The organism is Gemmobacter megaterium, assembly GCF_900156815.1.
Taxonomy (GTDB): Bacteria; Pseudomonadota; Alphaproteobacteria; order Rhodobacterales; family Rhodobacteraceae; genus Wagnerdoeblera; species Wagnerdoeblera megaterium.
Map to the genome: position 1 here is coordinate 16686 of NZ_FTOT01000005.1, position 22169 is coordinate 38854.

The 22169-nt window shown below is 65.1% G+C and carries 20 protein-coding genes; 3 read left to right on the plus strand and 17 right to left on the minus strand.

Features of this window, described 5'->3' with window-relative positions:
- Positions 1-65 precede the first annotated feature (65 nt).
- Together BW970_RS12360 and BW970_RS12365 are read right to left on the minus strand one after the other, a co-directional pair.
- Positions 66-1511, minus strand: a complete 1446-nt coding sequence (locus tag BW970_RS12360; RefSeq protein ID WP_076531794.1) for an NAD(P)(+) transhydrogenase (Re/Si-specific) subunit beta — start codon at positions 1509-1511, stop codon at positions 66-68.
- Positions 1512-1523: 12 nt separating this feature from the next.
- Positions 1524-3098, minus strand: a complete 1575-nt coding sequence (locus BW970_RS12365; RefSeq protein ID WP_076531796.1) for a Re/Si-specific NAD(P)(+) transhydrogenase subunit alpha — start codon at positions 3096-3098, stop codon at positions 1524-1526.
- A 267-nt stretch (positions 3099-3365) separates the two neighbouring features.
- On the opposite strand from BW970_RS12365, the gene BW970_RS12370 reads away from it, so the two are divergent.
- Entirely contained in the window at positions 3366-4121 is a 756-nt protein-coding gene (locus BW970_RS12370; protein ID WP_076531798.1) for an SDR family NAD(P)-dependent oxidoreductase, read from the plus strand.
- On the opposite strand, the gene BW970_RS12375 is transcribed toward BW970_RS12370, so the two are convergent.
- Positions 4112-4981: a LytTR family DNA-binding domain-containing protein gene (locus BW970_RS12375; RefSeq protein WP_083701255.1), complete on the minus strand. Its 870-nt coding sequence runs from the start codon at positions 4979-4981 to the stop codon at positions 4112-4114. The genes BW970_RS12370 and BW970_RS12375 overlap by 10 nt on opposite strands.
- On the opposite strand from BW970_RS12375, the gene BW970_RS12380 reads away from it, so the two are divergent.
- On the plus strand, positions 4980-5396 hold the full coding sequence (locus BW970_RS12380) for a PaaI family thioesterase (RefSeq protein WP_076531802.1): 417 nt from the start codon (positions 4980-4982) through the stop codon (positions 5394-5396). The two genes, BW970_RS12375 and BW970_RS12380, sit on opposite strands and share 2 nt — an antisense overlap.
- Here BW970_RS12380 and folD read toward each other — a convergent pair whose 3' ends face one another.
- From folD to choX, 14 genes are all read right to left on the minus strand, one after another.
- Positions 5397-6284 (minus strand): bifunctional methylenetetrahydrofolate dehydrogenase/methenyltetrahydrofolate cyclohydrolase FolD, encoded by an 888-nt coding sequence (gene folD, locus BW970_RS12385; protein WP_076531804.1) that lies wholly within the window; start codon positions 6282-6284, stop codon positions 5397-5399.
- Between the two features lie 80 nt (positions 6285-6364).
- Positions 6365-8041, minus strand: a complete 1677-nt coding sequence (locus tag BW970_RS12390) for a formate--tetrahydrofolate ligase (RefSeq protein ID WP_076531806.1) — start codon at positions 8039-8041, stop codon at positions 6365-6367.
- A gap of 167 nt (positions 8042-8208) precedes the next feature.
- Positions 8209-10122 carry an ATP-dependent zinc metalloprotease FtsH gene (ftsH, locus tag BW970_RS12395; protein ID WP_076531809.1) on the minus strand — a complete coding sequence of 638 codons (1914 nt, stop codon included), beginning with the start codon at positions 10120-10122 and terminating at the stop codon, positions 8209-8211.
- Between the two features lie 72 nt (positions 10123-10194).
- Positions 10195-11412: a tRNA lysidine(34) synthetase TilS gene (gene tilS, locus BW970_RS12400; protein WP_076531813.1), complete on the minus strand. Its 1218-nt coding sequence runs from the start codon at positions 11410-11412 to the stop codon at positions 10195-10197.
- Complete coding sequence (ybgF, locus tag BW970_RS12405; protein WP_076531815.1) at positions 11409-12206, minus strand: tol-pal system protein YbgF; 798 nt, start codon at positions 12204-12206, stop codon at positions 11409-11411. The genes tilS and ybgF overlap by 4 nt, the downstream gene beginning before the upstream one ends.
- A 1-nt stretch (position 12207) precedes the next feature.
- Positions 12208-12744, minus strand: coding sequence for a peptidoglycan-associated lipoprotein Pal (pal, locus tag BW970_RS12410; protein WP_076531817.1), 537 nt, complete (start codon positions 12742-12744; stop codon positions 12208-12210).
- A gap of 109 nt (positions 12745-12853) precedes the next feature.
- Positions 12854-14197, minus strand: coding sequence for a Tol-Pal system beta propeller repeat protein TolB (tolB, locus tag BW970_RS12415; protein WP_083701256.1), 1344 nt, complete (start codon positions 14195-14197; stop codon positions 12854-12856).
- Positions 14198-14334: 137 nt separating this feature from the next.
- Positions 14335-15627, minus strand: coding sequence for a flagellar biosynthesis protein FlhF (locus tag BW970_RS20750; protein WP_076531819.1), 1293 nt, complete (start codon positions 15625-15627; stop codon positions 14335-14337).
- Between the two features lie 3 nt (positions 15628-15630).
- Positions 15631-16107 (minus strand): protein TolR, encoded by a 477-nt coding sequence (gene tolR, locus BW970_RS12425; protein WP_076531822.1) that lies wholly within the window; start codon positions 16105-16107, stop codon positions 15631-15633.
- Between the two features lie 3 nt (positions 16108-16110).
- Positions 16111-16812, minus strand: coding sequence for a protein TolQ (tolQ, locus tag BW970_RS12430; protein ID WP_076531825.1), 702 nt, complete (start codon positions 16810-16812; stop codon positions 16111-16113).
- Between the two features lie 143 nt (positions 16813-16955).
- The gene (locus BW970_RS12435; protein ID WP_076531827.1) at positions 16956-18350 is read right to left on the minus strand and encodes a helix-turn-helix domain-containing protein; all 1395 of its coding nucleotides are present in this window, start codon (positions 18348-18350) and stop codon (positions 16956-16958) included.
- 128 nt (positions 18351-18478) lie between these two features.
- Complete coding sequence (gene choV / locus BW970_RS12440; RefSeq protein ID WP_076531830.1) at positions 18479-19504, minus strand: choline ABC transporter ATP-binding protein; 1026 nt, start codon at positions 19502-19504, stop codon at positions 18479-18481.
- Positions 19501-20433, minus strand: a complete 933-nt coding sequence (choW, locus tag BW970_RS12445; RefSeq protein WP_076531832.1) for a choline ABC transporter permease subunit — start codon at positions 20431-20433, stop codon at positions 19501-19503. The genes choV and choW overlap by 4 nt, the downstream gene beginning before the upstream one ends.
- A 50-nt stretch (positions 20434-20483) precedes the next feature.
- On the minus strand, positions 20484-21407 hold the full coding sequence (gene choX / locus BW970_RS12450) for a choline ABC transporter substrate-binding protein (protein ID WP_076531835.1): 924 nt from the start codon (positions 21405-21407) through the stop codon (positions 20484-20486).
- Positions 21408-21495: 88 nt separating this feature from the next.
- Between choX and betI the strand changes: the two genes are divergently transcribed.
- Complete coding sequence (gene betI / locus BW970_RS12455; RefSeq protein ID WP_076531837.1) at positions 21496-22086, plus strand: choline-binding transcriptional repressor BetI; 591 nt, start codon at positions 21496-21498, stop codon at positions 22084-22086.
- Positions 22087-22169 lie beyond the last annotated feature (83 nt).

Sequence of the window (22169 nt, forward strand, 5' to 3'; positions counted from 1 at the left end):
CCGCGACACCGCAAAATGCAAAAGGCCCCGCAACCTGCGGGGCCTTTCTACCTGCCAGGGTATGATCACTCGATCATCGGCAGAAGCTGGTCGATCGACTTCTTGGCATCGCCATAGAACATCCGCGTGTTGTCCTTGTAGAACAGCGGGTTCTCGATCCCGGAATAGCCGGTGCCCTGGCCGCGCTTCGACACAAAGACCTGCTTCGCCTTCCAGCATTCCAGAACCGGCATCCCGGCGATGGGGCTGTTGGGGTCTTCCTGCGCTGCCGGGTTCACGATGTCGTTCGAACCAATGACGATGGCCACATCCGTCTCGGGGAAGTCCTCGTTGATCTCGTCCATCTCCAGCACGATGTCATAGGGCACCTTGGCCTCGGCCAGCAGCACGTTCATATGCCCCGGCAAACGGCCCGCCACCGGGTGAATGGCAAAGCGGACGTTCTTGCCCTTGGCGCGCAGCTTGCGGGTCAGTTCGCTGACCGATTGCTGCGCCTGAGCCACCGCCATGCCATAGCCCGGAATGATGATGATCGAATCCGCATCGTTCAGCGCCGCGGCCACACCATCGGCGTCGATGGCGATCTGCTCGCCCGTCACTTCCATCGCCGGGCCAGAGGTGCCGCCAAAGCCGCCCAGAATGACCGAGACGAACGAACGGTTCATCGCCTTGCACATGATATAGGACAGGATCGCCCCCGAAGAGCCGACCAGCGCGCCCACAACGATCAGCAAATCGTTCGAGAGCGAAAAGCCGATGGCCGCCGCCGCCCAGCCGGAATAGCTGTTCAGCATCGAGACCACGACCGGCATGTCGGCACCGCCGATGCCCATGATCAGGTGATAGCCGATGAAAAAGGCCAGCAGCGTCATGGCGACAAGGGTCCAGCTACCTGCGCCTTGCAGATAGGCCACCAGCAGAACCGCCGACAGGATCGCAGCACCTGCGTTCAGCGCATGTCCGCCCGGCAATTTCTTGGCAGCGGATGTGACCTTGCCAGCCAGCTTGCCATAGGCCACGACCGAGCCGGTAAAGGTGATGGCGCCGATGAACACACCCAGGTAAACCTCGACCTGCAAGATCGACAGTTCCGCCGGCGTTTTCTCGAACACCTTGAGCGCAAAGCCCTTCAGGGCATTCAGCCCGTCGGCATCGGCCGATGCCAGCATCGCGGCGATGCGGGCCATTTCGATCTCGGCGTTGAAGCCGATGAATACCGCCGCAAGACCCACCAGCGAATGCATGGCGGCCACAAGCTGTGGCATCTCGGTCATCTGCACCCGCGTGGCGACCACCCATCCGATGGCGCCGCCCCCGATGATCAGGATGGCCGACAGCCACCAAAGACCGGCACCGGGGCCGATCAGCGTGGCCAGCACCGCCAGCCCCATGCCGACGATACCATACCAGACCGCGCGCTTGGCGCTTTCCTGTCCCGACAGGCCACCCAGAGACAGGATGAACAGGACTGCCGCAACCACATAGGCAGCAGTGGTGAAACCGTATTCCATTGCCCTGTCTCCTTACGACTTCTGGAACATGGCAAGCATGCGCCGGGTGACGAGGAAGCCACCAAAGATGTTGATGCCTGCCATGAACACCGACAGCGCCGCCAGCAGGATGACCAGCCACGAGCCGGAGCCGATCTGCATCAGCGCGCCCAGGATGATGATCGACGAAATCGCGTTGGTGATCGCCATCAGCGGGGTGTGCAGCGAATGCGAGACGTTCCAGATGACCTGGAAGCCGACAAAGACCGCCAGGACAAAGACGATGAAATGCTGCATGAAGCTTGCCGGGGCCACCAGCCCCACCAGCAGCAGCAGCGCCCCGCCCACGCCCAGCAAGGTAAACTGGTTGCGGGTCTGCGCCTTGAAGGCGGCAATCTCTTGCGCGCGCTTTTCTTCGGGCGTCAGCTCCTTGGCCTTTTCCTTGGGTTTGGCCGCGGCAATCGCGGCGATCTTGGGCGGTGGCGGCGGATAGGTGATCGCCCCCTCATGCACCGCGGTAGCGCCGCGGATCACGTCATCCTCCATGTTGTGGACGATGACGCCGTCTTTCTTGGGCGTCAGATCCGTCAGCATATGCCGGATGTTGGTGGAATAGAGCGTCGAGGATTGCGCAGCCATCCGGCTGGGGAAATCGGTATAGCCAACGATGGTGACGCCATTGTCGGTCACGATCTTCTGGTCCGGGACCGTCAGGTCGCAGTTGCCGCCACGCTCCGCCGCCAGATCGACGATGACCGATCCCGGCTTCATCATGGCGACCATGTCCTCGGTCCACAGCTTGGGGGCCGGCCGGCCGGGAATCAGGGCGGTGGTGATGACGATGTCGATCTCGGGCGCCAGTTCGCGGAACTTCTTCAACTGGGCTTCGCGGAATTCCGGGCTGGACGGCGCGGCATAGCCGCCCGTTGCGGCCCCGTCCTGTGCCTGTTCGGCAAAGTCCAGATAGACGAATTCCGCCCCCATCGATTCGATCTGCTCGGCCACTTCGGGCCGCACGTCGAAGGCCAGCGTAATCGCGCCCAGCGAGGTCGAGGTGCCGATAGCGGCCAGACCAGCCACACCGGCCCCGACAATCAGTACCTTGGCCGGCGGCACCTTGCCCGCAGCCGTCACCTGCCCGGTGAAGAACCGGCCAAAGTTGTTGCCCGCCTCGATCACCGCGCGATAGCCGGCGATATTGGCCATGGACGACAGCGCATCCATCTTCTGGGCGCGGCTGATCCGCGGAACCATGTCCATGGCAACCACGGTTGCCCCGCGTTCCCGCGCCGCTTCCAGCAATTCCGCATTCTGGGCGGGCCAGAAGAACGAAATCAGCGTCTGGCCAGAGCGCAACAGCCCGACCTCGGACAGTTCAGGCCCACGCACCTTGACCAGCACATCAGCCGCTTCGGCCACAGCCGCCGCAGAGGGCAGCACCTCGACGCCCACAGCCGCATAGCGGGCATCCGAAAAGCCCGCCTTCGCCCCTGCTCCGGTCTCGATACAGCAGGTATGCCCAAGCTTTACCAGTTGCTGGGCCGAGTCCGGGGTCATGGCCACCCGGTTCTCGCCCTCGAATATCTCTTTCAGAGCGCCGATCTTCACCTGATCTGTTCCCCTTGTGCTGGCGTGGCGACTTTACGTGGCGGAAAACCGCCAGATTCCTTGCGTGCCCACATAACATTGCGCAAGATTATTTCACAAGCCCATGCTGCACGGCAGCACAATATCCTTGCCACAAGGACGTTCAGGTCACACCCGCCCGACAGCGACGCCCCGCCCCAGGCCCACATCCCCGGCCCGTGCCGCGACGTCTGGCTTGATTGTCGGGCCCCCTGCGCCAAACTCGACCGGACACAACGGGAGGATACCATGCTGCAAGGACGCCACGCCCTCGTAACCGGAGGGGGCACCGGGATCGGCCTCGCCATCGCGCAGGCTCTGGCCGCACAGGGCGCACAGGTGACGATTGCGGGCCGACGCGCCGATGTTCTGCAAGCCGCCGCTGCGGCCACGCCGAACCTCTACCCGCTGACCATGGATGTGGCCGACGACTCCAGCGTCGCCGACGGCATCGCTGCCGCCATCGCTGCGCGCGGGCCGGTCACGATCTGCATTGCCAATGCCGGTATCGCCGAAGGCCGCGCCCTGACCAAGACCGATCTGGCCTGGTGGCGCCGGATGATGGCGATCAACCTGGACGGCGCCTTCCTGACCATCCGCGCATGTCTGCCGGGGATGCGCGAAGCCGGATGGGGCCGCATCCTGGCCATATCCTCCATCGCGGGTGTCCGCGGGTTGAAAGGCGCCCCCGCCTATACCGCATCGAAACACGGCATGATCGGGCTGATCCGCAGCCTGTCCGAGGACATGCTGGGCACCGGAATCACCTGCAACGCCATCTGCCCGGCCTATACCGAAACCGACATCGTGACGAACAACACCACCTCTATCGCCAGACGAGCGGGGATCTCGCAAGACCAGGCGCTGGATCTGATGCTGTCCGCCAACCGCCACGGCAGACTGGTCGCGCCCTCTGAAGTGGCCCAAGCGGCGCTGTGGCTGTGCGGTCCGGGTTCGTCCAGCGTCAATGGCCAGACGATAGAGATTGCGGGCGGTCAGGCCTGATCCAGCCACCCCCGCGCTTCGACGGCCGCAAGATAGGTACGGCTGACCGGCACCATGTCTCCTCCGGTCAGTCGCAGAAAGGGTCGCCCGCCTTCGCGCGCGCCCCCCACCACGGCCCCGGCCGCAACCCAATGCGAACGATGAACCTGCAACCCGTCCACCCCGTCCAGTTCCGCAAGCGCGTCGGAAAAGCGCATCAGAACGCTGGACATGCCATGCGTCGTCGTCACATCGACATAGTGATCACGCCCCGATATGCGCAGGATCGGGCCACGCAATTCCTCGGCCAGCCGCTCAGTCAGGCGCGGCAAGGCAGGCGCGCCCTGCCCATCCGGATCGCCCCCGGCGACCGCCTGTGTCAGCGGCTCGGTCTCCAGCGCGTGACGAAACGCGCAGAACCCCATGTTCAGGCAAAAGACAAAGCCCGCAATCTCGACCGGCCCCGGAGGCACCATCATATAGGCGGCCCCCGCGATCTGCGACAGATGCACCAGTATCGGGGTCAGGACCACGGCGGCCAGCAGCGACGTCAGGCTGCCGCCGCGCCAGAAATCCCGATATCCCCAACGCGAATACACCACGACCCGCACCGCCGTTGCGACCACAATGGCCAAGGCGGTCAGCACCAGCCAGGTCACAAGCCGCTTTGGCAGCGAGACGTGATCATAGCTGCCAAATGGCCCGGACAAAGCCATCATCATCGTCAGAACGCCCCAAGCGACCAGAATGACCGGCGACCGGAGACTTGCGCGGACTTCGTCGAGAAACACCTTCATTCGTAATCGTTCACCAATCCCTCGGAACCAACAGCTACCACCGAACCCACCCTGCGACAATGCAAAGGCCAGGACTTCGCTCATGACCCCTCAGTTCGACCGTATCCGTGACAGTTTCGCCCGCCAGAGCTTCATGCAGACGCTTCAGGTGCGACTGGCGCATATCGAACACGGGCGCTGCACGCTTGTGGCGCCGGTCCTGCCCCATACCACCCAGCAGCACGGCGCCGGCCATGCGGGCGTCACCTTCACGCTGGGCGATGTGGCGGCGGGCTATGCCGCCTTGTCCGTCATGCCCGAAGGCGCCGAGGTGATGACGGCAGAGATCAAGATCAACCTGCTGCGCCCCGCCATGGGCGAGACGCTGGAAGCGACGGGAGAGGTTCTCAAGTCCGGGCGGCGTCTGATCGTCGTGCGATCAGACGTCCATGCCATCATCGGTGCGAAACGAACGCTGATCGCCACCCTGCTGGGAACCATGGTTCCCGTGGATCCCTGATCAGGCGGTCAGCCCCTCGGGTTCAGCCAGGCCATGGATACGGCAACAGGCCGTCAGCGTATTGGCCAGCAGACAGGCGATGGTCATCGGCCCCACGCCGCCGGGCACCGGCGTGATCGCACCCGCGACGCTGGCCACGCTGTCGAAATCGACATCGCCGACCAGCCGTGTCCTGCCCTCCGCCTCGACCCGGTTGATCCCCACATCAATGACCGTCGCGCCTGGCTTCACCCAGTCGCCACGGATCATCCGCGGGCGGCCCACCGCCGCCACCAGAATATCGGCGCGGCGGCAGACATCGGGCAATGACCGGGTGCGCGAATGCGCAAGCGTCACCGTGCAGTTTTGCGCCAGCAGCAGTTGGGCCATCGGCTTGCCGACGATGTTCGACCGGCCGACGACAACCGCCTCCAGCCCGGACAGATCCCCCAACAGGTCGCGCAACAGCATCAGGCTGCCCAAGGGGGTACAGGGCACCATCGCCTTCTGCCCGGTCCCCAGCAAGCCGACGTTCGAGATATGGAATCCGTCGACATCCTTCGCTGGATCAATCGCGTTGATGACCAGATCCGCGTCCAGATGCGCAGGCAGGGGCAACTGCACCAGAATGCCATGCACCGCCGGATCCGCGTTCAACGCCGCAATCACCGACAAAAGCTCTGGCTCGGTCGCATCCGCCGGCAAACGGCGCTCGATGCCATGCATCCCGACCTCGACGGTCATCTTGCCCTTGTTGCGCACATAGACCTGACTGGCCGGATCCTCGCCCACCAGCACCACGGCCAGACCGGGCACGATCCCCCGCTCTTTCAATCCGGCCACATGGCCCGCCACCTGCGCCCGCACCCGCGCCGCGAATGCCTTGCCGTCGATCACCTTTGCGCTCATGGCCCGCTGCCTTTCGCTCTGATCCAAATATCCGCAGGGGCCGGATGCCCCTGCGGCTGCCGATACCCCGGAATCACGGCTCAGAACAGCCCCTCAACCTGTCCTTCGGCATCCAGACCGATGGTTTCCGCAGCCGGATGGCGCGGCAGGCCAGGCATGGTCATGATCTCGCCGCAGATCGCCACGACAAATCCCGCACCAGCCGACAGCCGCACCTCGCGCACGGGAACCACATGCCCTTCTGGCGCGCCCCGCAAGGTCGGGTCGGTCGAAAAGGAATAGGGCGTCTTGGCCATGCAGACCGGCAGGCCGCCATAGCCCGCAGCCTCCCAGGCTGCCAGTTGATCCAGAACCACCTTGTCCGCCACCACCGATCCGGCACGATAAATCCTGCGCGCCACCGTCTCGATCTTGGCGAAAAGCCCTATCTCGTCAGGATACAGCGGCGCGAACCGGGCCGTCTCGCCCTCGGCAAGTGCGACAACCTTCTGTGCCAGTTCTTCGGCCCCCACACTGCCAAGCGCCCAATGGCGGCACACAACCGCCTCGGCCCCAAGGCTGGCGGCATAGCCCTGCACGGCCTGAACCTCCGCCGCGCTATCGCTGTGGAAATGGTTGATGGCCACAATGACCGGCACCCCGAAGCCGCGCAGATTCTCGATGTGCCGTCCAAGATTGACGCATCCGCGCTGCACAGCGGCAACATTCTCGGCCCCCAGATCGGCGCGATCGACATTGCCGTTCATCTTCAATGCGCGCACTGTCGCCACGACAACCGCCGCTGACGGCGACAGTCCTGCCTTGCGGCACTTGATGTCAAAGAACTTCTCCGCCCCAAGATCGGCACCGAAGCCGGCCTCTGTCACCACATATTCCGCCAGCTTCAGCGCGGTCCGAGTCGCGATCACCGAGTTGCAGCCATGCGCGATATTGGCGAAAGGACCACCGTGGACAAAGGCCGGGGTCTGTTCCATGGACTGCACAAGGTTGGGCTGCATCGCATCCCTGAGCAGAACGGCCATTGCCCCTTCGGCCTTCAGGTCGCGGGCGTGGATCGGCTGTTTGTCCCTGGTATAGGCCACGACGATGCGTCCCAGCCGGACCTGCAAATCGTCCAGATCCTCGGCAAGGCACAGGATCGCCATCACCTCCGACGCCACCGTGATGTCAAAACCTGTCTGGCGCGGAAAGCCGTTGCTGACGCCACCCAGCCCGACGACCGTATCGCGCAAGGCGCGGTCGTTCATATCCATGACGCGGCGCCAGACGATGCGGCGCTCGTCGATCTCCAGCGTGTTTCCCCAATAGATGTGATTGTCGATCATCGCGGCCAACAGGTTGTGTGCCGCCGTGATCGCATGGAAATCCCCGGTGAAATGAAGGTTCATATCCTCCATCGGCACCACCTGGGCCATGCCGCCGCCTGCGGCCCCCCCCTTCATGCCGAAGTTCGGGCCAAGGCTGGCCTCGCGGATACAGATTGCCGTACGCTTGCCAATCCGTGCCAGCGCGTCTCCCAGCCCGACCGTTGTGGTGGTCTTGCCTTCGCCCGCCGGGGTCGGGTTGATCGCCGTCACCAGGATCAGCTTGCCATCCGGCCTGTCGCCCAGTTGACGGATGAAGCCTTGCCCGATCTTGGCCTTGTCATGGCCATATGGCAGCAGCGCCTCTGCCGGGATGCCCAGAGTGGCGCCGATGTCCTGGATCGGCAGCTTTCGGGCGGCGCGGGCGATTTCGAGGTCGGTACGGGTCGTCATTCTGGCTCCTGTCGGCAGTCGGCCCCGCATGGTGCGCGGCGCGGGCAAGTTCGCCCTGTCGCAGGGTCCGATGGGAGACTTGCCACTCCCCGGAATAAGCTGGCCCAGTCGCAAACAAAAGCCCCGACACTGCGCGGTGCCGGGGCTTTCAGAGCTATCGCAAGAGGTCAGGCGCTGGGTTCAGGTTCCAGCCCCCCGCTGCTGCCGCGCGGTTTGGTCTTGGGGATGGCAACCAGATTCGAAAGCCCGCCGCCATGGCTTGGGCTGCTTCCCGGATCGTCGTCACCGCCAAGAGCCTCGCCCGCGATCACCTTGGTGATCTCTTCGCCGGTCAGCGTTTCGTACTCCAGAAGCCCTTGGGCAAGGCGCTCGAAATCTTCGTTCTTTTCGAGAAGAATCTTGTGCGCCGTCTCGTAGCCTTCGTCGATCAGGCGCTTTACCTCATCCTCGATCAGGCGCTTGGTTTCGGCCGATACCGAAAAACCGCCGGTATTGCCCTGATACCCTTCATGGGCTTCGGCATAGTCGATGTTGCCCACCTTGTCGGACATGCCCCAGCGCATCACCATGGCGCGCGCAAGGGCGCTGGCCTGCTGAATGTCGCCGGTCGGGCCGTTCGAGACACGCTCTTCGCCGAACTTGATGATCTCGGCCGCTTTGCCCGCCATGGTCATGGCGATTTTCTCGCGCGCTTCGTCCTTGTGGAACTCCAGCCGATCCATCTCGGGCAGGGACACCACCATGCCCAATGCGCCGCCGCGCGGGATGATCGTCGCCTTGTAGACAGGATCGCATTTCGGAAGGTTGATCCCGACAATCGCATGGCCTGCCTCGTGATAGGCGGTCATTTCCTTTTGCGCCGGGGTCAGCACCATCGAGCGCCGTGCAACGCCCATGATGACCTTGTCCTTGGCATTTTCGAAATCATCCATCGTGACAAAACGCCGACCGACCCGCGCTGCAAGCAGCGCCGCCTCGTTGACGATGTTCATCAGGTCGGCGCCCGAAAAGCCGGGCGTCCCGCGCGCGATGGTGCGCAGATCGACATCCGGGCCAAGCGGCACCTTGCGCGCGTGAACCGACAGGATCTTTTCGCGCCCCTTGATGTCGGGGTTGGGCACATGGATCTGACGGTCGAACCGGCCTGGGCGCAGCAGCGCGGGGTCCAGAACGTCCTTGCGGTTGGTGGCGGCGATGATGATGACACCCTCGTTCGCCTCGAACCCGTCCATCTCGACAAGCAACTGGTTCAACGTCTGTTCGCGTTCGTCGTTGCCACCGCCGATGCCGACACCACGGGCGCGGCCCACGGCGTCGATCTCGTCGATGAAGACGATGCAGGGCGCGTTCTTCTTGGCCTGTTCGAACATGTCGCGCACGCGGCTGGCGCCGACACCCACGAACATCTCGACAAAATCGGAACCCGAGATGGTGAAGAAGGGCACACCCGCCTCGCCTGCGATGGCGCGGGCCAGCAGCGTCTTGCCGGTGCCGGGAGGGCCGACCAACAGGGCGCCTTTGGGGATCTTGCCGCCCAGGCGGCTGAATTTCTGCGGGTTGCGCAGGAATTCGACGATTTCCTCCAGCTCTTCCTTGGCCTCGTCGATGCCGGCGACATCATCAAAGGTGACGCGGCCATGCTTTTCGGTCAGCAGCTTGGCCCGCGACTTGCCAAAGCCCATCGCGCCACCACGCCCGCCGCCCTGCATCCGGTTCATGAAGAAGATCCAGATACCGATCAGGATCAGGAAGGGCATCCACAGCGACAGAATGGACATGAAGCCGGATTCCTGCTGCGGAACCGCGCGAACCTCCACCCCCTTGCCGATCAGCCGTTCGGTCAGGCTGTCGCCTTCGGGCTTGATGGTAACATAGCGGCTACCATCCTTGGCCTGAACCTCGACCTTCTCGCCATCCAGCGTGACCGACGCGACGGCGCCGTCGTCCACCCTCTGGATGAACTCGGAATAGGACAGCGTGCGCGACGCATTGGTCTGCTGCCCCCCGCCGAACAGCGAGAACAATGTTACGATCAGCACCAGAAGCACGACCCAGAAGGCAATGTTACGTGCGTTGCCCAAATGAAATCTCCCATAAGCCGGGCAGGGCCAGCCTGTCCTGTTGCCTTTAAGATAAGGATAACGGCGCCGGGTTCAATGCGCGAACGGCGCCATAGCGAAACTTGGCCGCAGTTCTGCGTCCCAGCCCTTGGACAAAAGGGCCAATGGCGCGGCAACAAGCTGTTCCCCGCGCCAGACCGCAGGCGCGGCACTCAGCGAATCGCGCGGCAGACCCGTCGCGCGCCAGTCCGGACAGGACGCCACGCCCTGCCCCAGCGCCCGGATGGTCAGCCCCGGCTCGTGCGGGCCAGTCAGGCGCCATCGCCCGTCCCATTCGGCAGTGGTCGCGCATTCCAGCGTCCTGACCGCCTGCCATTCGCGGGCCACGCGCAATGTTGCTCCCTCGCGCGAGACAAGGCAACCCGCAAGCGTATGCCGCCCTACCTGGGTCAGCCGTTCATTCAGGTCGGACAGCGCGGCATGACGCACGGGCCAGTCTCCTCCGCCGACGATCCGCAGCGCCGCCACCACAAGACGGCGCAGGGTCTCCGGGCCGGCGCCAGCGGGCTGAACCAGCAGATCGCCGCCCTGCACCGTAACGCGCTCGGCCCATTCCCGCGTCATCTGTTCGACGACAAGGCCACGCGCATCGGCCAGCGCGGCGGCGCTATGCGCGATGGCCTCCACCGCAACGCCCAACGGCGACAGCGCATCGAGGATCTTGCGCGCGCGCACGCGGGCAAATCTGTCGTCCTGGTTGGACGGATCTTCGACCCAAGCGATGCCTTGCGTTGCCAGATGATGGCGCAGATCGGCGCGCGGAATGTCGAGCAGGGGACGCACCCATGTCAGACCCGCGCGATGAAACACCGGGGCCATGCGCGACAGCCCATCCAGACCAGAGGCGCGACCAAGCCGGATCAGAAAGGTCTCTGCCACGTCATCGCGGGTATGACCCAGCCAGACCTGTCCGATCCCCTGCACGGCAGCCCAGCCCCCGATCAGGCCATACCGGGCCGCGCGCGCCTCGGCCTGAAGATTGCCGGTTCCGTCCCAGCCGGTCCAGCGCAGATGCGCATGGGAAATACCCCGGCTTGCGCAATAGGCGGCAACCATTGCCGCCTCGGTGGCAGCCTCCGGGCGCAGGCCGTGATCGACCGTCACGGCACGGATATCGCGTCCGTCGGACAATGATACGGCAATATCCAGCAGCGCAAGGGAATCGCCGCCACCAGAGACGGCAATGGCCACAGGACGCGGGTCCGATAGCGCCGCGAACGCACGGGCGACGGCCGCAGCAGCAGAGGTCACGGGCAGGACAGCGCCGCGCGTTCATCCTGCGCCAGCGCCTCGGCCGGATCGCCGGGATACCGCAGCCCGACCTCTCCCAGCGTCAGGCAAGCCTCATGTGCCTGCCCGAGCCGGCCAAGCGCGCGCCCCAGCCGCACCAACGCCTCTGGCGCACGAGGGCCATCGGGATAGCCTGAGAAGCTGTCGAGATAGCTGCGCGCCGCGGCAGCCGTATCGCCCAGACCGTCCAGCGCCTCGCCCCGCAAGAACAGAACCTCACCCGTCAGGGGGCCATTCGGCCAGGCCGTGGCATGGGCCGCAAGGAGACCTTCGGCGGTCCGAAAGTCACCTTGACCGAGCACCTCCCGCGCCCGGTCGAAATCCGCCTGTTCGCCCACAGCCGTCTGGGGCTTGGGCAGGGCCGGGACGGCAGCCGCAGATTTGTCCCCCCCAAGGGGGGCGGTCGTGGACAGCGCAGACGGATCGCCGCCTTCCAGTTCGGTGACGCGGAATTCCAGATCGCCCAGACGGTTGGTGCCATCTGCCACGATACGGTTGATCCGCAACTCCAGATCCTCGGCGCGGCTGTTCAGCCGCACCAGTTCCAGTTCCAGCGACTCCATCCGCTCCAGCATGGTAGAGCCGCCGGGGCGGGCCACCGCGCCCGTGGTCATCAGCTCTGCGCGCAGCCCCGACAATTCCGACCCAAGCTGCGTCAGCTCGGCGCGGATGTCGGCGAGGGTTGCCGCCCGGTCCTGCGCCTGTGCGGCCATAGGCCAGGCAACCAGCGCCACTATGACGAGCAGGCGGTGCATGTCAGCTACCGGCCCCGACCGACAGCACCGTCACCGCGCGACGGTTCTGGGAATAGCACGCCTCGGTCGAACACACTTCGATCGGACGTTCCTTGCCATAGCTGATGGTGCGCAACCGCGCTGGCGACACCCCTTGCGAGATCAGGTAATCCTGCGCCGCCGCCGCACGGCGGGCACCAAGCGCAAGGTTGTATTCCCGCGTGCCCTGCTCATCCGCATGGCCTTCGACGATCACAGCGTAGTGGGGGTTGCTGTTGAGCCACTGCGCCTGCCCGGCCAGCACCGACCGCCCCTCGGGCGAGAGCGTGTGCTGGTCGATGGCGAACAGCACGCGATCGCCGACGCGCTGCTGGAAATAGGCCAGCGATTTCGGATCATTCGGATCGCCCAGACCGGCGGTCCCGATACCGCCCGCGCCAAAGCCGCCGCCCGCGCCGGTGCCATCGCCAAAGCCACCCTGGCCGTAGCGGTCGGGATTGTTACAGGCTGCGAGCCCCAGCGCAGCAATCAGCAGGGCGGCCTTTGTAAGATGGCGCATTGTCCTGTTCCGTTCCTTGTCAGGCCGCGACTGCCCCGCGCGGCATCGTTTATGTCTAGCACCGTTAGGCGGGGATGGGAATCATCACCGCCTCACGGCCACGTGAGTCTCAAGGCAAGAGCGGCGACCAGGCCGGGTCCGACGCGCCGCCCTGCACGGGCACCATCCGGGGCGGGTTGCGCCCCGTGATGTCCACCGAGAACATTGCGGGCGTGCCTGCTGGTCCGGCGCTTTCGCGCGTGAACATGATGACCCGGCCATTGGGCGCCCAGGTCGGCCCTTCGTCCAGGAAGCTGGCGGTCAGCAGGCGTTCCTCTGTCCCGTCGGTGCGCATCACGCCTATGTGGAAACGCCCGTCCAGTTGTTTGGTAAAGGCGATCAGATCGCCACGCGGGCTCCATACCGGGGTGCCATAACGGCCGCGCCCCTGGCTGATGCGCCTGGGTTCGCCGCCAGAGGCCGACATGACATAGATCTGCGACCCCCCGGTACGGTCGGATTCAAAGGTGATCTCGCTGCCATCCGGGCTGAACGAGGGCGCCGTCTCGATGGAGGGTGCAGATGTCAGGCGCGTGGCCTGACCCGTCGTGGTATCTAGGCGATAAAGATCGGTATTCCCGCCTTGCGAGGCCGAAAACACCACCGTCCGCCCATCCGGGGCAAAGCGCGGCGCAAAGGTCATCTCGCCCGGCAACTGGCCCAGACCGCGCCGCGCGCCCGTGGCAACATCCATCAGCACGATCTGCGGAAACCCGCTTTCGTAAGAAGTATAGAGAATGCGGTCTCCGGTGGGGGAAAACCGCGGGGCCAACACCAGCGACCGGCTGTCGGTCAGGAATTGCAGGTTCGCGCCATCATAATCGGCAACCGCAAGCCGCTTGGCGCGCTGGTTCTTCGGCCCGGTCTCCGAGACGAACACGATACGGCTGTCGAAATAGCCCGATTCTCCGGTGATGCGCGAATAGACGGCATCCGCCACCTTGTGCGCCATGCGGCGCCAGCTTTGCGTGGTGCCGACGAATTGCAGCCCCTCGCCCATCTGCTGGCCCGCAAACACGTCGAACAGGCGGAACTTCACCACCAGGCGGCTGCCCTGCACACTCACCGCGCCGGTGATCAGCGCCTGGGCATTGACCGCGCGCCAATCCTCGAACTGGACCGGCGCATCAAAGCTGGAGAGGCGCGAGACATGGGCCGAGGCGGGAATCTCGCGGAACAACCCGGTATTGGCCAGATTCTGCACGACCAGCGCGGAAATGTCGGCGGCAACCTGGCCGCCGCCCTCAGCCACGAATTGCGGCAAGGCGAATGGCATGGGCTCGATCACCCCGTCGGTGAAACGCAGCCGCAACTGTGCCTGTGCCGAACCGGGCGCAAACACCGTCATTGCCATCAGCATGGCCAGCAATACGGCCCACAGCTTTGGCGAAATGAGAATGCGGTTCCTGATCATATCACGCTCTCGGGTTGCCCCGCCCTCGTCATTGGGCCCTTCCAGTCTGTGCCGGGGTCGGGCCATGTTCCAGTAACGTCTGCGCCAGCCTTCAACGCATATCGCCGACATGCGTTCCGTCAAAACCCTGTCAGATGCTATCGCAAGCGCATGGCATTGTAGTCGAATTCCATCGTGATTTCGCGCCACTGTTCGTACTTGTCGCTTGGCAGCGCACCGTTTCGGGCACAGCGCATGATCGTGCGGCGCGCAATGTCATAGGCGCCGCGCTTTGCCGCCTCGCTTGGACCATCGGCAGACACCAGTTCGACCGATTCCACCGCGCCGTCGGGCAGCATCATCGCGCGGACCGTCACCACCGAGCGCAGCGTATCGGTCGAAGCCGATCCTACGTTCCAGCATTGCGCGATCGCGCGGTGCAGCGTCTCGATCTCGGCCGATGACAGCGGCGGGCCAGAGGCGGCGCGCCCTGCCCCGCCGGTTCCGGCGCCCGCAGCGGCACGGGCTGCCTCAGCGGCGGCAGCGGCAGCGGCGGCCGCCACGGCATCTTGCCGCGGCTCGGCCGGACGCGGGGTGCCGGGCCGCGCGGACTCGGTTGGCTGCGGAGCACTGGCGGTCTGCGTCGGTTCTGCCGCTGGAACGGCTGGCCGGGATTTCGGGCGGATCGAGGCCTGCGGCGCCGAAGGACGCGGGGCCGAGTCGGCCTCGGCCGTCTGAGTCGCCTCGGTTACAGTGCGCGTGGTTGCGGCCTCGGGCGCGGTGGCCTGGCGGGGTGGCTCTACCGGCGCCGGTTCATCGGCGGGTGCCTCCTCTCGTGCGTCCTCGACGACAGGCGCCTGCTCAGCCTCGGGCACCGGGGTCGGCGCGGCTTCGGCAGCAACGCGTTCAACCGGACGCTGCCGTGGCCGGGGGCTTTCCTCCAGCGCATTCGGCAACGGATCCGGCACCGGCTGCGGCGACGGATCGGGCACTGGCTGAGGAACGACCACTGGCTGCGGTTCCGGCTGGGGAACCGGCTGCGGCGCGGGGGACGGCTCTGTCACTTCGGGCTCTGGCTCGGGCGCAGGGGCTGGCTCGGGGACACTGACGGGTTCGGGCGTGGGGCTCGGCTCTGGTTCTGGCTCCGGGACCGGCTCGGGCGCAGGCTCCGGGACCGGCTCTGGCGCAGGTTCCGGGACCGGCTCTGGCGCAGGTTCCGGCGCCGGGGCAGGTGTCTGTGCAGGCGCGGGCTCTGCCTCGGCCGGTTCTTCCGCAGGTGCGGGTGCCGCCGCCTCCAGCGCCGCAAACTCCTCGGAGGAGATCAGCGCAACCTGCGTGACGGTCACATCCTCGATGCGGTCACGCGGAAAGAACAGCCCGCCCACCGCGACCCACAGGATCAGGGCCCCGTGCCCGGCCCCCGAAACGATCATTCCCGTGCGATTGTCCATGGCTCAGCCGCCACTGGCCCCAAAGCGCGGGCCGTCCGTATCCGTCACCAGACCGATGCTGGTATAGCCCGCCGCCTGCAAGGCGCCCATCACCTGCGCCACACGGCCATAATTGACCCCGGAATCCGCCCGGATGAACAGCTTGGTGCTCTTGCGCTCGGTCATGATGGCGCGCAGCCGCGGGATCAGGTCTGCATCGGCCACGGGTGTGGTCTGGATTGTCAGCCCCCCGTCCGGCGCAAGTGAAATGGTCAGCGGTTCTTCCTGTTCGGTCGGCATCGCCTGCGCGGCGGTCTTGGGCAGCTCCAGCGGCACGCCCACCGTCATCAGCGGTGCGGCCACCATGAAGATGATCAGCAACACCAGCATCACATCGACAAAGGGCGTGACGTTGATTTCCGACATCGGCTGCGCACCCCCGCGCCGCCGCCCCCGCCTGCGACCGCCGTTTCCACCGCCATTGATGACACCCGCGCCCATCGGTCAAGCCGCCGTATCAAGCTGACGGGACAGGATGGTGGCAAATTCATCCGCAAAGGATTCGTAGTTGCCCACGATGCGCCCACTGTCGGCGGACAGCTTGTTGTAAAAGACCACTGCCGGGATGGCCGCCACAAGGCCGATGCCCGTGGCCAGCAGCGCCTCGGCAATGCCCGGCGCCACGACGGCCAGATTGGTGTTCTGCGCGATGGCGATTTCCTCGAAGGCGTGCTTGATGCCCCAGACCGTACCGAACAGGCCGATGAACGGCGCGGTCGATCCGGTGGTCGCCAGGAAGGGCAACGACTTGTTCAGCACCTCGGATTCGCGGGCAATCGCCACATCCATGGCGCGGTCGATGCGCGCCTGGGCACCGGCGATCAGCGCCCCGTCCTGCCGATGGCTGCGCCGCCATTCCGTCATGCCAGCGGCGAACACCTTTTCCGACGCCCCCTGCGGATCCGCCCCAAGCGCCTCGTACAGCTCGTCCAGCGGCTCTCCCGACCAGAACGCCGCATCAAACACCGCCGCTTCGGCCCGAGCCTTGCGGAATTGCAGATGCTTTTGCACGATGATCGTCCAGGACCAGAACGACATCACGATCAGCAGGATCATCACCAGCTTCACCGTCAGGGTGGCGCGGGCAAAAAGGGCAAGCAAGGAGAAGTCGATCTCCTGTGCCATCGCAAGGGCTTCGGTTTCCATCAGGGGCTGCTCGTTCTTTATGGCCGTCGCGCGGCGTATTGGCGCAGATTCTACAAGGAATAAAGGCGGAATGCCAACACATCTCCGTCAGGCGTGCCACGTCTTGCGGAAAGCCGCCATGCAGGTGCAGCATGGCGGCCACGCTAGTCTGGAATCCCATAGGGCAACACGCCCCGCCGATCCGGATCCACCGCCAACCTGCGCTCCAGCGGCGGAACCGATCTCTGGTGGCAGTCGGGCCGCTCGCAGATTCGGCACGAGATGCCTATCGGCTCGAACCGCCGGGTCAGATCCAGATCATCGGCATAGACCAGACTGGACGCATGGGCGATCTCGCAGCCCAGACCAATCGCATAACGGCGCACCGGCGCGGTGAAGCTGCCGCCCGGCTTGGTGACATCGCGCGCCAGGCTGAGGTAGCGCACACCATCCGGGGTCTGCGCCAGTTGCCGCAGGAAACGACCGGGCGTTTCGAATGCGCGATGCACGTTCCATAGCGGACAGGCACCGCCGAAGCGCGCAAACTGAAGCCGCGTTGCGGAATGCCGCTTGGTGATGGTCCCGGCCTGATCCACCCGCACGAAGAAGAACGGAACACCCTTCGATCCCGGCCGCTGCAAGGTAGACAGGCGGTGCGCCACCTGCTCGATGCTGGCGCCGAAACGGTCGGCCAACCGCTCCAGATCGTGCCGTTCCTCTCGGGCAGCGATCAGAAACGGCGCATAGGGCATCTGCGCGGCGCCCGCAAAATAATTCGCCAACCCGATCTTGGCGATCCCCCGTGCCTCTACGGTCTGAAACCGCGCCAGATCCAGCGTCGCCTCCAGCAGATCGTCCTGCGTCAACAGGGCAATCTGGTGCAGCAACTGAAACCGGCGCGTGGCCTCGGGGACGCGCGCGGAAATCGTCAGCCGCCGCGTCGCCGCATCATAGGCACGGACCAACGGCATCTCGCTGACCTGCACCGAGATCCCCCGCGCCTCCAGCACCGAGACCGCAGCCTGCACAAGATCGCGCCCGGCCGCCTCGCGGGCAAACCGCTCGGCGCTCCGGTCCACAGCGTCGATGTAATTGTCGCAATAGTGGAAGAAATCGCGCACCTCATCCCAAGGGCTTGGCGCTGCGGACCGATCCTCGCGCCCCAAGGCCTCGTCAAGCGAGGCCAGTCTCTCGCTCGCCTGCCGATAGGCGCGGTGCAAGTTGAGAAAGGCCCGCGCCAGCCCCGGCGCATTCGACGCCACAAGACGCAGATCCGCCTGCGGCGCCCCGCCCGGCCCGAAAACCGGATCGACCAGCGCCTCGCGCATGTCCGAAACCAGACGCTCGGAATCGCCGGTGGTCAGTTCGGTGACATCCAGGCCGAACTCCTGCGCCAGCCGCAGAACAACCGCCGCCGATACAGGCCGGTGATTGTGCTCCATCTGGTTGAGATAGGGCAGCGATATTCCCAGCTTTTCGGCGAATGCCTTTTGCGACAGCCCGATCCGCCCGCGCACTTCGCGCAGCTTGGTTCCGGCATACAGCTTTTGCGTGGCCATGTGCGCTCTCTCGGTGTTTGCAAATTCACCCTATCCGGTTTGCAAACTCCACCCAAGCCCACCATATCGCGCGGATGCAAATATCGCCGCCGGGCGCACCCACCACCCTGCACCGCACGGCCAACGGATCAGCGCCCAGCCTCCACCAGCCGGCGCAGCATATCCGCCTGTGTCACCGAACCGATGACCTGCCCGTCTTCGACCACCGGCACCGCATCGGCCGATTGGGCCAACCGCGCCATGACACGCCGCACCGGCGTATCGGGCGCAACGGGTGGGGCGGCACCACCGGCGGGTGCCCCCATGACGTCACGCGCGGTCAGAAATTCCATGGGGTTCATATGGGCCAGAAAGTCGGCAACATGGCGCGATGCGGGGCGCGCGATGATGTCGCGCGGCGTACCCATCTGCAAGATACGCCCCTCGTCCATCAAAGCGATGCGGTTGCCCAGCCGGAACGCCTCGTCCAGATCATGGCTCACGAACAGGATCGTCCGGCGCAGACGCGACTGATGGTCCAGCAATTCGCCCTGCAACCGCGCCCGGATCAGCGGATCAAGGGCCGAAAACGGCTCGTCCATCAACAGGATCGGCGCTTCGGTGGCAAAGGCGCGGGCCAGCCCGACACGTTGCTGCATTCCTCCCGACAGGTCCGCGACCGCGCGATCGGCCCATTGCGACAGGCCCACCATCTCCAGTTGCGCGGCGATCCGGCGGGCGCGTTCGTCACCGGACACCCCCGACAGCTCCAGCCCAAGACCCACGTTCTGCGCCACCGTGCGCCAGGGCAGCAGGCCGAACTGCTGGAACACCATGGCAATGCAGGCGCGGCGCAGATGGCGCAGGGTGGCCGGATCCGCATCCGTAACCGACACCATGCGCGTCCCGTCGTTCACCCGCACCTGCCCCCGCACCACCGGATTGAGACCGTTGACCGCGCGCAGCAGCGTGGACTTTCCCGAACCCGACAACCCCATGAGCACCAGGATTTCACCCTCGGCCACCGTCAGGCTACAATCGTGAACCCCAAGGGTCTGCCCGGTCGCGGCCCGCACCTCGTCGCGCGCGGCGCCGCGATCCATCAAGGGCAGCGCCGCGGCGGGGCGGTCGCCGAACACGATGGAAACGCGATCCAGTTCCACCGCCGTCGTCATTGGCCACGCCTCCGCAACATCCGGTCCAGCAGGATGGCCAGCACCACGATCACCATGCCGGATTCGAAGCCCAGAGCCGGGTTCACGCTGTTCAGCGCCCGCACGACAGGCACCCCCAACCCGTTCGCACCGACCAGGGCGGCGATCACCACCATGGACAACGACAGCATGATGGTCTGGTTCAGGCCCGCCATGATCTGCGGCCAGGCCCATGGCAGCTCCACCTTCCAAAGCTTTTGAAACGGCGTGGCACCAAAGGCTGTCGCCGCCTCGGACAGCGCGGGCGGGGTCGTCGAGATGCCCAGATGGGTCAGGCGGATCGGGGCAGGCAGCACAAAGATCACCGTCGCCACCAGCCCCGGCACCATCCCGAGGCCAAAAAAGACGATGGCCGGGATCAGATAGACAAAGGTCGGCAGGGTCTGCATCAGATCCAGAACCGGCTGCATCACCCGGTAAAGACGGGGGCGGTGCGCCGCCGCGATTCCGATGGGCACGCCCACCCCCATGCAGAAAATGCCTGCGGTCAGGATCAGCGACAGGCTTTCGGTGGTCGCCTTCCAATATCCCTGATTCACGATGAACAGGAACCCCAACGCGACAACCGCGCAACTTTTCAGGCTGCGCTGAAGCAACCAGGTCAGCCAGACGAAAAGCGCGATCATGACGAACGGATGCCAGACCGGATCGTAGAGCGGCACATAGCCCGCCGGCTCCTGCAACGCCTGGCCCACCGCGCGCCGCAACGAGCCACGCCCCAGCAGGCTGCGGTCGATCGGCCATTGCAGCACCAGCAGGATCGCGTCGATCATGCCGCCCAATGCCCAGGCGATCGCGTCGAACACACCGCCCATATGCGCGGCCATCCAGTCAAAGACCGCCTTCGCCTTCTGCCCCACCGGGATTTTCGTCTGTATGGTCCAGGTCATGCGTCAGATCCGGCAGGGCGCCGTCTGTGCCGCGCCCTGCCCCTTGGCCATCACTTCAGGGCCGCAGCGACGGCAGCCACGGCCTCGCCGCCATCCTTTGTCGTGACACCCTTCAGCCACGCCTGCCAGATCGCAGGGTTGGCAGCCAGCCAGGTGCGGGCAGCCAGGTGCGGATCGGCCCCCTCATTCAGGATCGCGCCCATGATGTCGTTCTCCATCGCAAGCGTGAAGGACAGGTTCTGCAACAGCCCGCCAACATTGGGGCATTCGGCGACATACCCCGCGCGGGTGTTGGTCGCCACAATCGCACCGCCCAGATCGGGGCCGAAATACGCATCGCCGCCCGTCAGATAGGTGATCTCCAGAGACGCGTTCATCGGATGCGGTTCCCACCCCAGGAACACAACCGGCTTGCCTGCACCATCGGCACGGGTGACGGCCGCCAGCATCCCGGCTTCGGAGCTTTCCACCAGATCAAACGCCTCCAGACCGAAAGGGCCGGAATCGATCATGTCCAGAATCAGGCGGTTGCCATCATTCCCCGGCTCGATCCCATAGATCTTGCCGTCCAGGGCCGCGCGATGCGCCGCAATATCGCTGAAATCCGCAATCCCCAGTGCCGCACCGGCCGCATTGGTGGCAAGCGTGTATTTCGCGCCTTCCAGATTGGTGCGCACAGTCTCGACCTGCCCCGCATCCCGATAGGGGGCGATGTCGGCCTCCATCGTCGGCATCCAGTTGCCAAGGAACACGTCAATGTCGCCCTGGGCCAGACCGGCATAGGTCACAGGGACGGACAGCAGCTTTGTTTCGGTCTCATAGCCCAATGCCTCCAGCACAACAGAGGTCGCGGCGGTCGTGGCCGTGATGTCCGTCCAGCCCACATCCGAGAACACGACCTTGCCACAGTCGGCAAATGCCGGGGCGGCGGACAGACCAAGGGCGGTGGCTAGGATCAGACGGCGCAGGGTCATGATGACTCCTTTCACAGATGGACGACTTTATTGATTGACGGATCAATCAAAATGTATGATCATAGGCGGTGGAGGATTCTGCCCCATTATGCCCAGACCCGGTGTGGAACCTATACGAAAGGCCGCGCTGGTTAAAGCCGCGATCACAGAGATCGGGCAGGCGGGGTCGCTTGACGTAACGGTAAGCCAGATCGCCCGTCGCGCTGGCATGTCCGCCGCCCTTGCACACCACTATTTCGGATCCAAGGAAGACATGTTCCTTGCGGCGATGCGTCACGTCCTGACCGTCTATGCGGCCGAGATACGCGGCGCGCTGGCAACCGCGGACGGGCCGCACGCCCGGCTGACCGCCATTCTGCGCGCCTCCTTTGGCCCGGCAAACTTCCGGCGCGAGGTGGTGGCGGCATGGCTGACGTTCTGGGTGATGGCGCAGACCGTTCCACAGGCCAGGCGCTTGCTGACCATTTATGAAAACCGGCTTCGCTCCAACCTTGTGGCTTGTCTGCGGCCATTGGCCGGGGCGCACGCGCCGCGATTGGCGGCGGCAACAGGCGCCATGATCGACGGTGTCTATCTGCGGCAGGCCCTTTCGCAGGCACAGCCCGACGGCAGGGCCTCGGTGGCACTGATCCAGGCCATGCTGGACGCCGAACTGAGCCGGATCCGGCCAGCGGCCTGAGCCAACGGGCACCGGCCCATCCGTCGTGGCGGTCCTGCCACGACGACGGGCGCATGGACCGAACACCACACCATGCCGCCCGC

What these genes read in the sequence shown, in the direction of transcription:
- BW970_RS12360 (WP_076531794.1), bottom strand. Translation starts at nt 1,511, where the DNA reads ATGGAATACGGTTTCACCACTGCTGCCTATGTGGTTGCGGCAGTCCTG.
- BW970_RS12370 (WP_076531798.1), top strand. Translation starts at nt 3,366, where the DNA reads ATGCTGCAAGGACGCCACGCCCTCGTAACCGGAGGGGGCACCGGGATC.
- BW970_RS12380 (WP_076531802.1), top strand. Translation starts at nt 4,980, where the DNA reads ATGACCCCTCAGTTCGACCGTATCCGTGACAGTTTCGCCCGCCAGAGC.
- BW970_RS12375 (WP_083701255.1), bottom strand. Translation starts at nt 4,981, where the DNA reads ATGAGCGAAGTCCTGGCCTTTGCATTGTCGCAGGGTGGGTTCGGTGGT.
- folD (WP_076531804.1), bottom strand. Translation starts at nt 6,284, where the DNA reads ATGAGCGCAAAGGTGATCGACGGCAAGGCATTCGCGGCGCGGGTGCGG.
- BW970_RS12390 (WP_076531806.1), bottom strand. Translation starts at nt 8,041, where the DNA reads ATGACGACCCGTACCGACCTCGAAATCGCCCGCGCCGCCCGAAAGCTG.
- ybgF (WP_076531815.1), bottom strand. Translation starts at nt 12,206, where the DNA reads ATGCACCGCCTGCTCGTCATAGTGGCGCTGGTTGCCTGGCCTATGGCC.
- pal (WP_076531817.1), bottom strand. Translation starts at nt 12,744, where the DNA reads ATGCGCCATCTTACAAAGGCCGCCCTGCTGATTGCTGCGCTGGGGCTC.
- tolB (WP_083701256.1), bottom strand. Translation starts at nt 14,197, where the DNA reads ATGATCAGGAACCGCATTCTCATTTCGCCAAAGCTGTGGGCCGTATTG.
- BW970_RS20750 (WP_076531819.1), bottom strand. Translation starts at nt 15,627, where the DNA reads ATGGACAATCGCACGGGAATGATCGTTTCGGGGGCCGGGCACGGGGCC.
- tolR (WP_076531822.1), bottom strand. Translation starts at nt 16,107, where the DNA reads ATGGGCGCGGGTGTCATCAATGGCGGTGGAAACGGCGGTCGCAGGCGG.
- tolQ (WP_076531825.1), bottom strand. Translation starts at nt 16,812, where the DNA reads ATGGAAACCGAAGCCCTTGCGATGGCACAGGAGATCGACTTCTCCTTG.
- BW970_RS12435 (WP_076531827.1), bottom strand. Translation starts at nt 18,350, where the DNA reads ATGGCCACGCAAAAGCTGTATGCCGGAACCAAGCTGCGCGAAGTGCGC.
- choV (WP_076531830.1), bottom strand. Translation starts at nt 19,504, where the DNA reads ATGACGACGGCGGTGGAACTGGATCGCGTTTCCATCGTGTTCGGCGAC.
- choW (WP_076531832.1), bottom strand. Translation starts at nt 20,433, where the DNA reads ATGACCTGGACCATACAGACGAAAATCCCGGTGGGGCAGAAGGCGAAG.
- choX (WP_076531835.1), bottom strand. Translation starts at nt 21,407, where the DNA reads ATGACCCTGCGCCGTCTGATCCTAGCCACCGCCCTTGGTCTGTCCGCC.
- betI (WP_076531837.1), top strand. Translation starts at nt 21,496, where the DNA reads ATGCCCAGACCCGGTGTGGAACCTATACGAAAGGCCGCGCTGGTTAAA.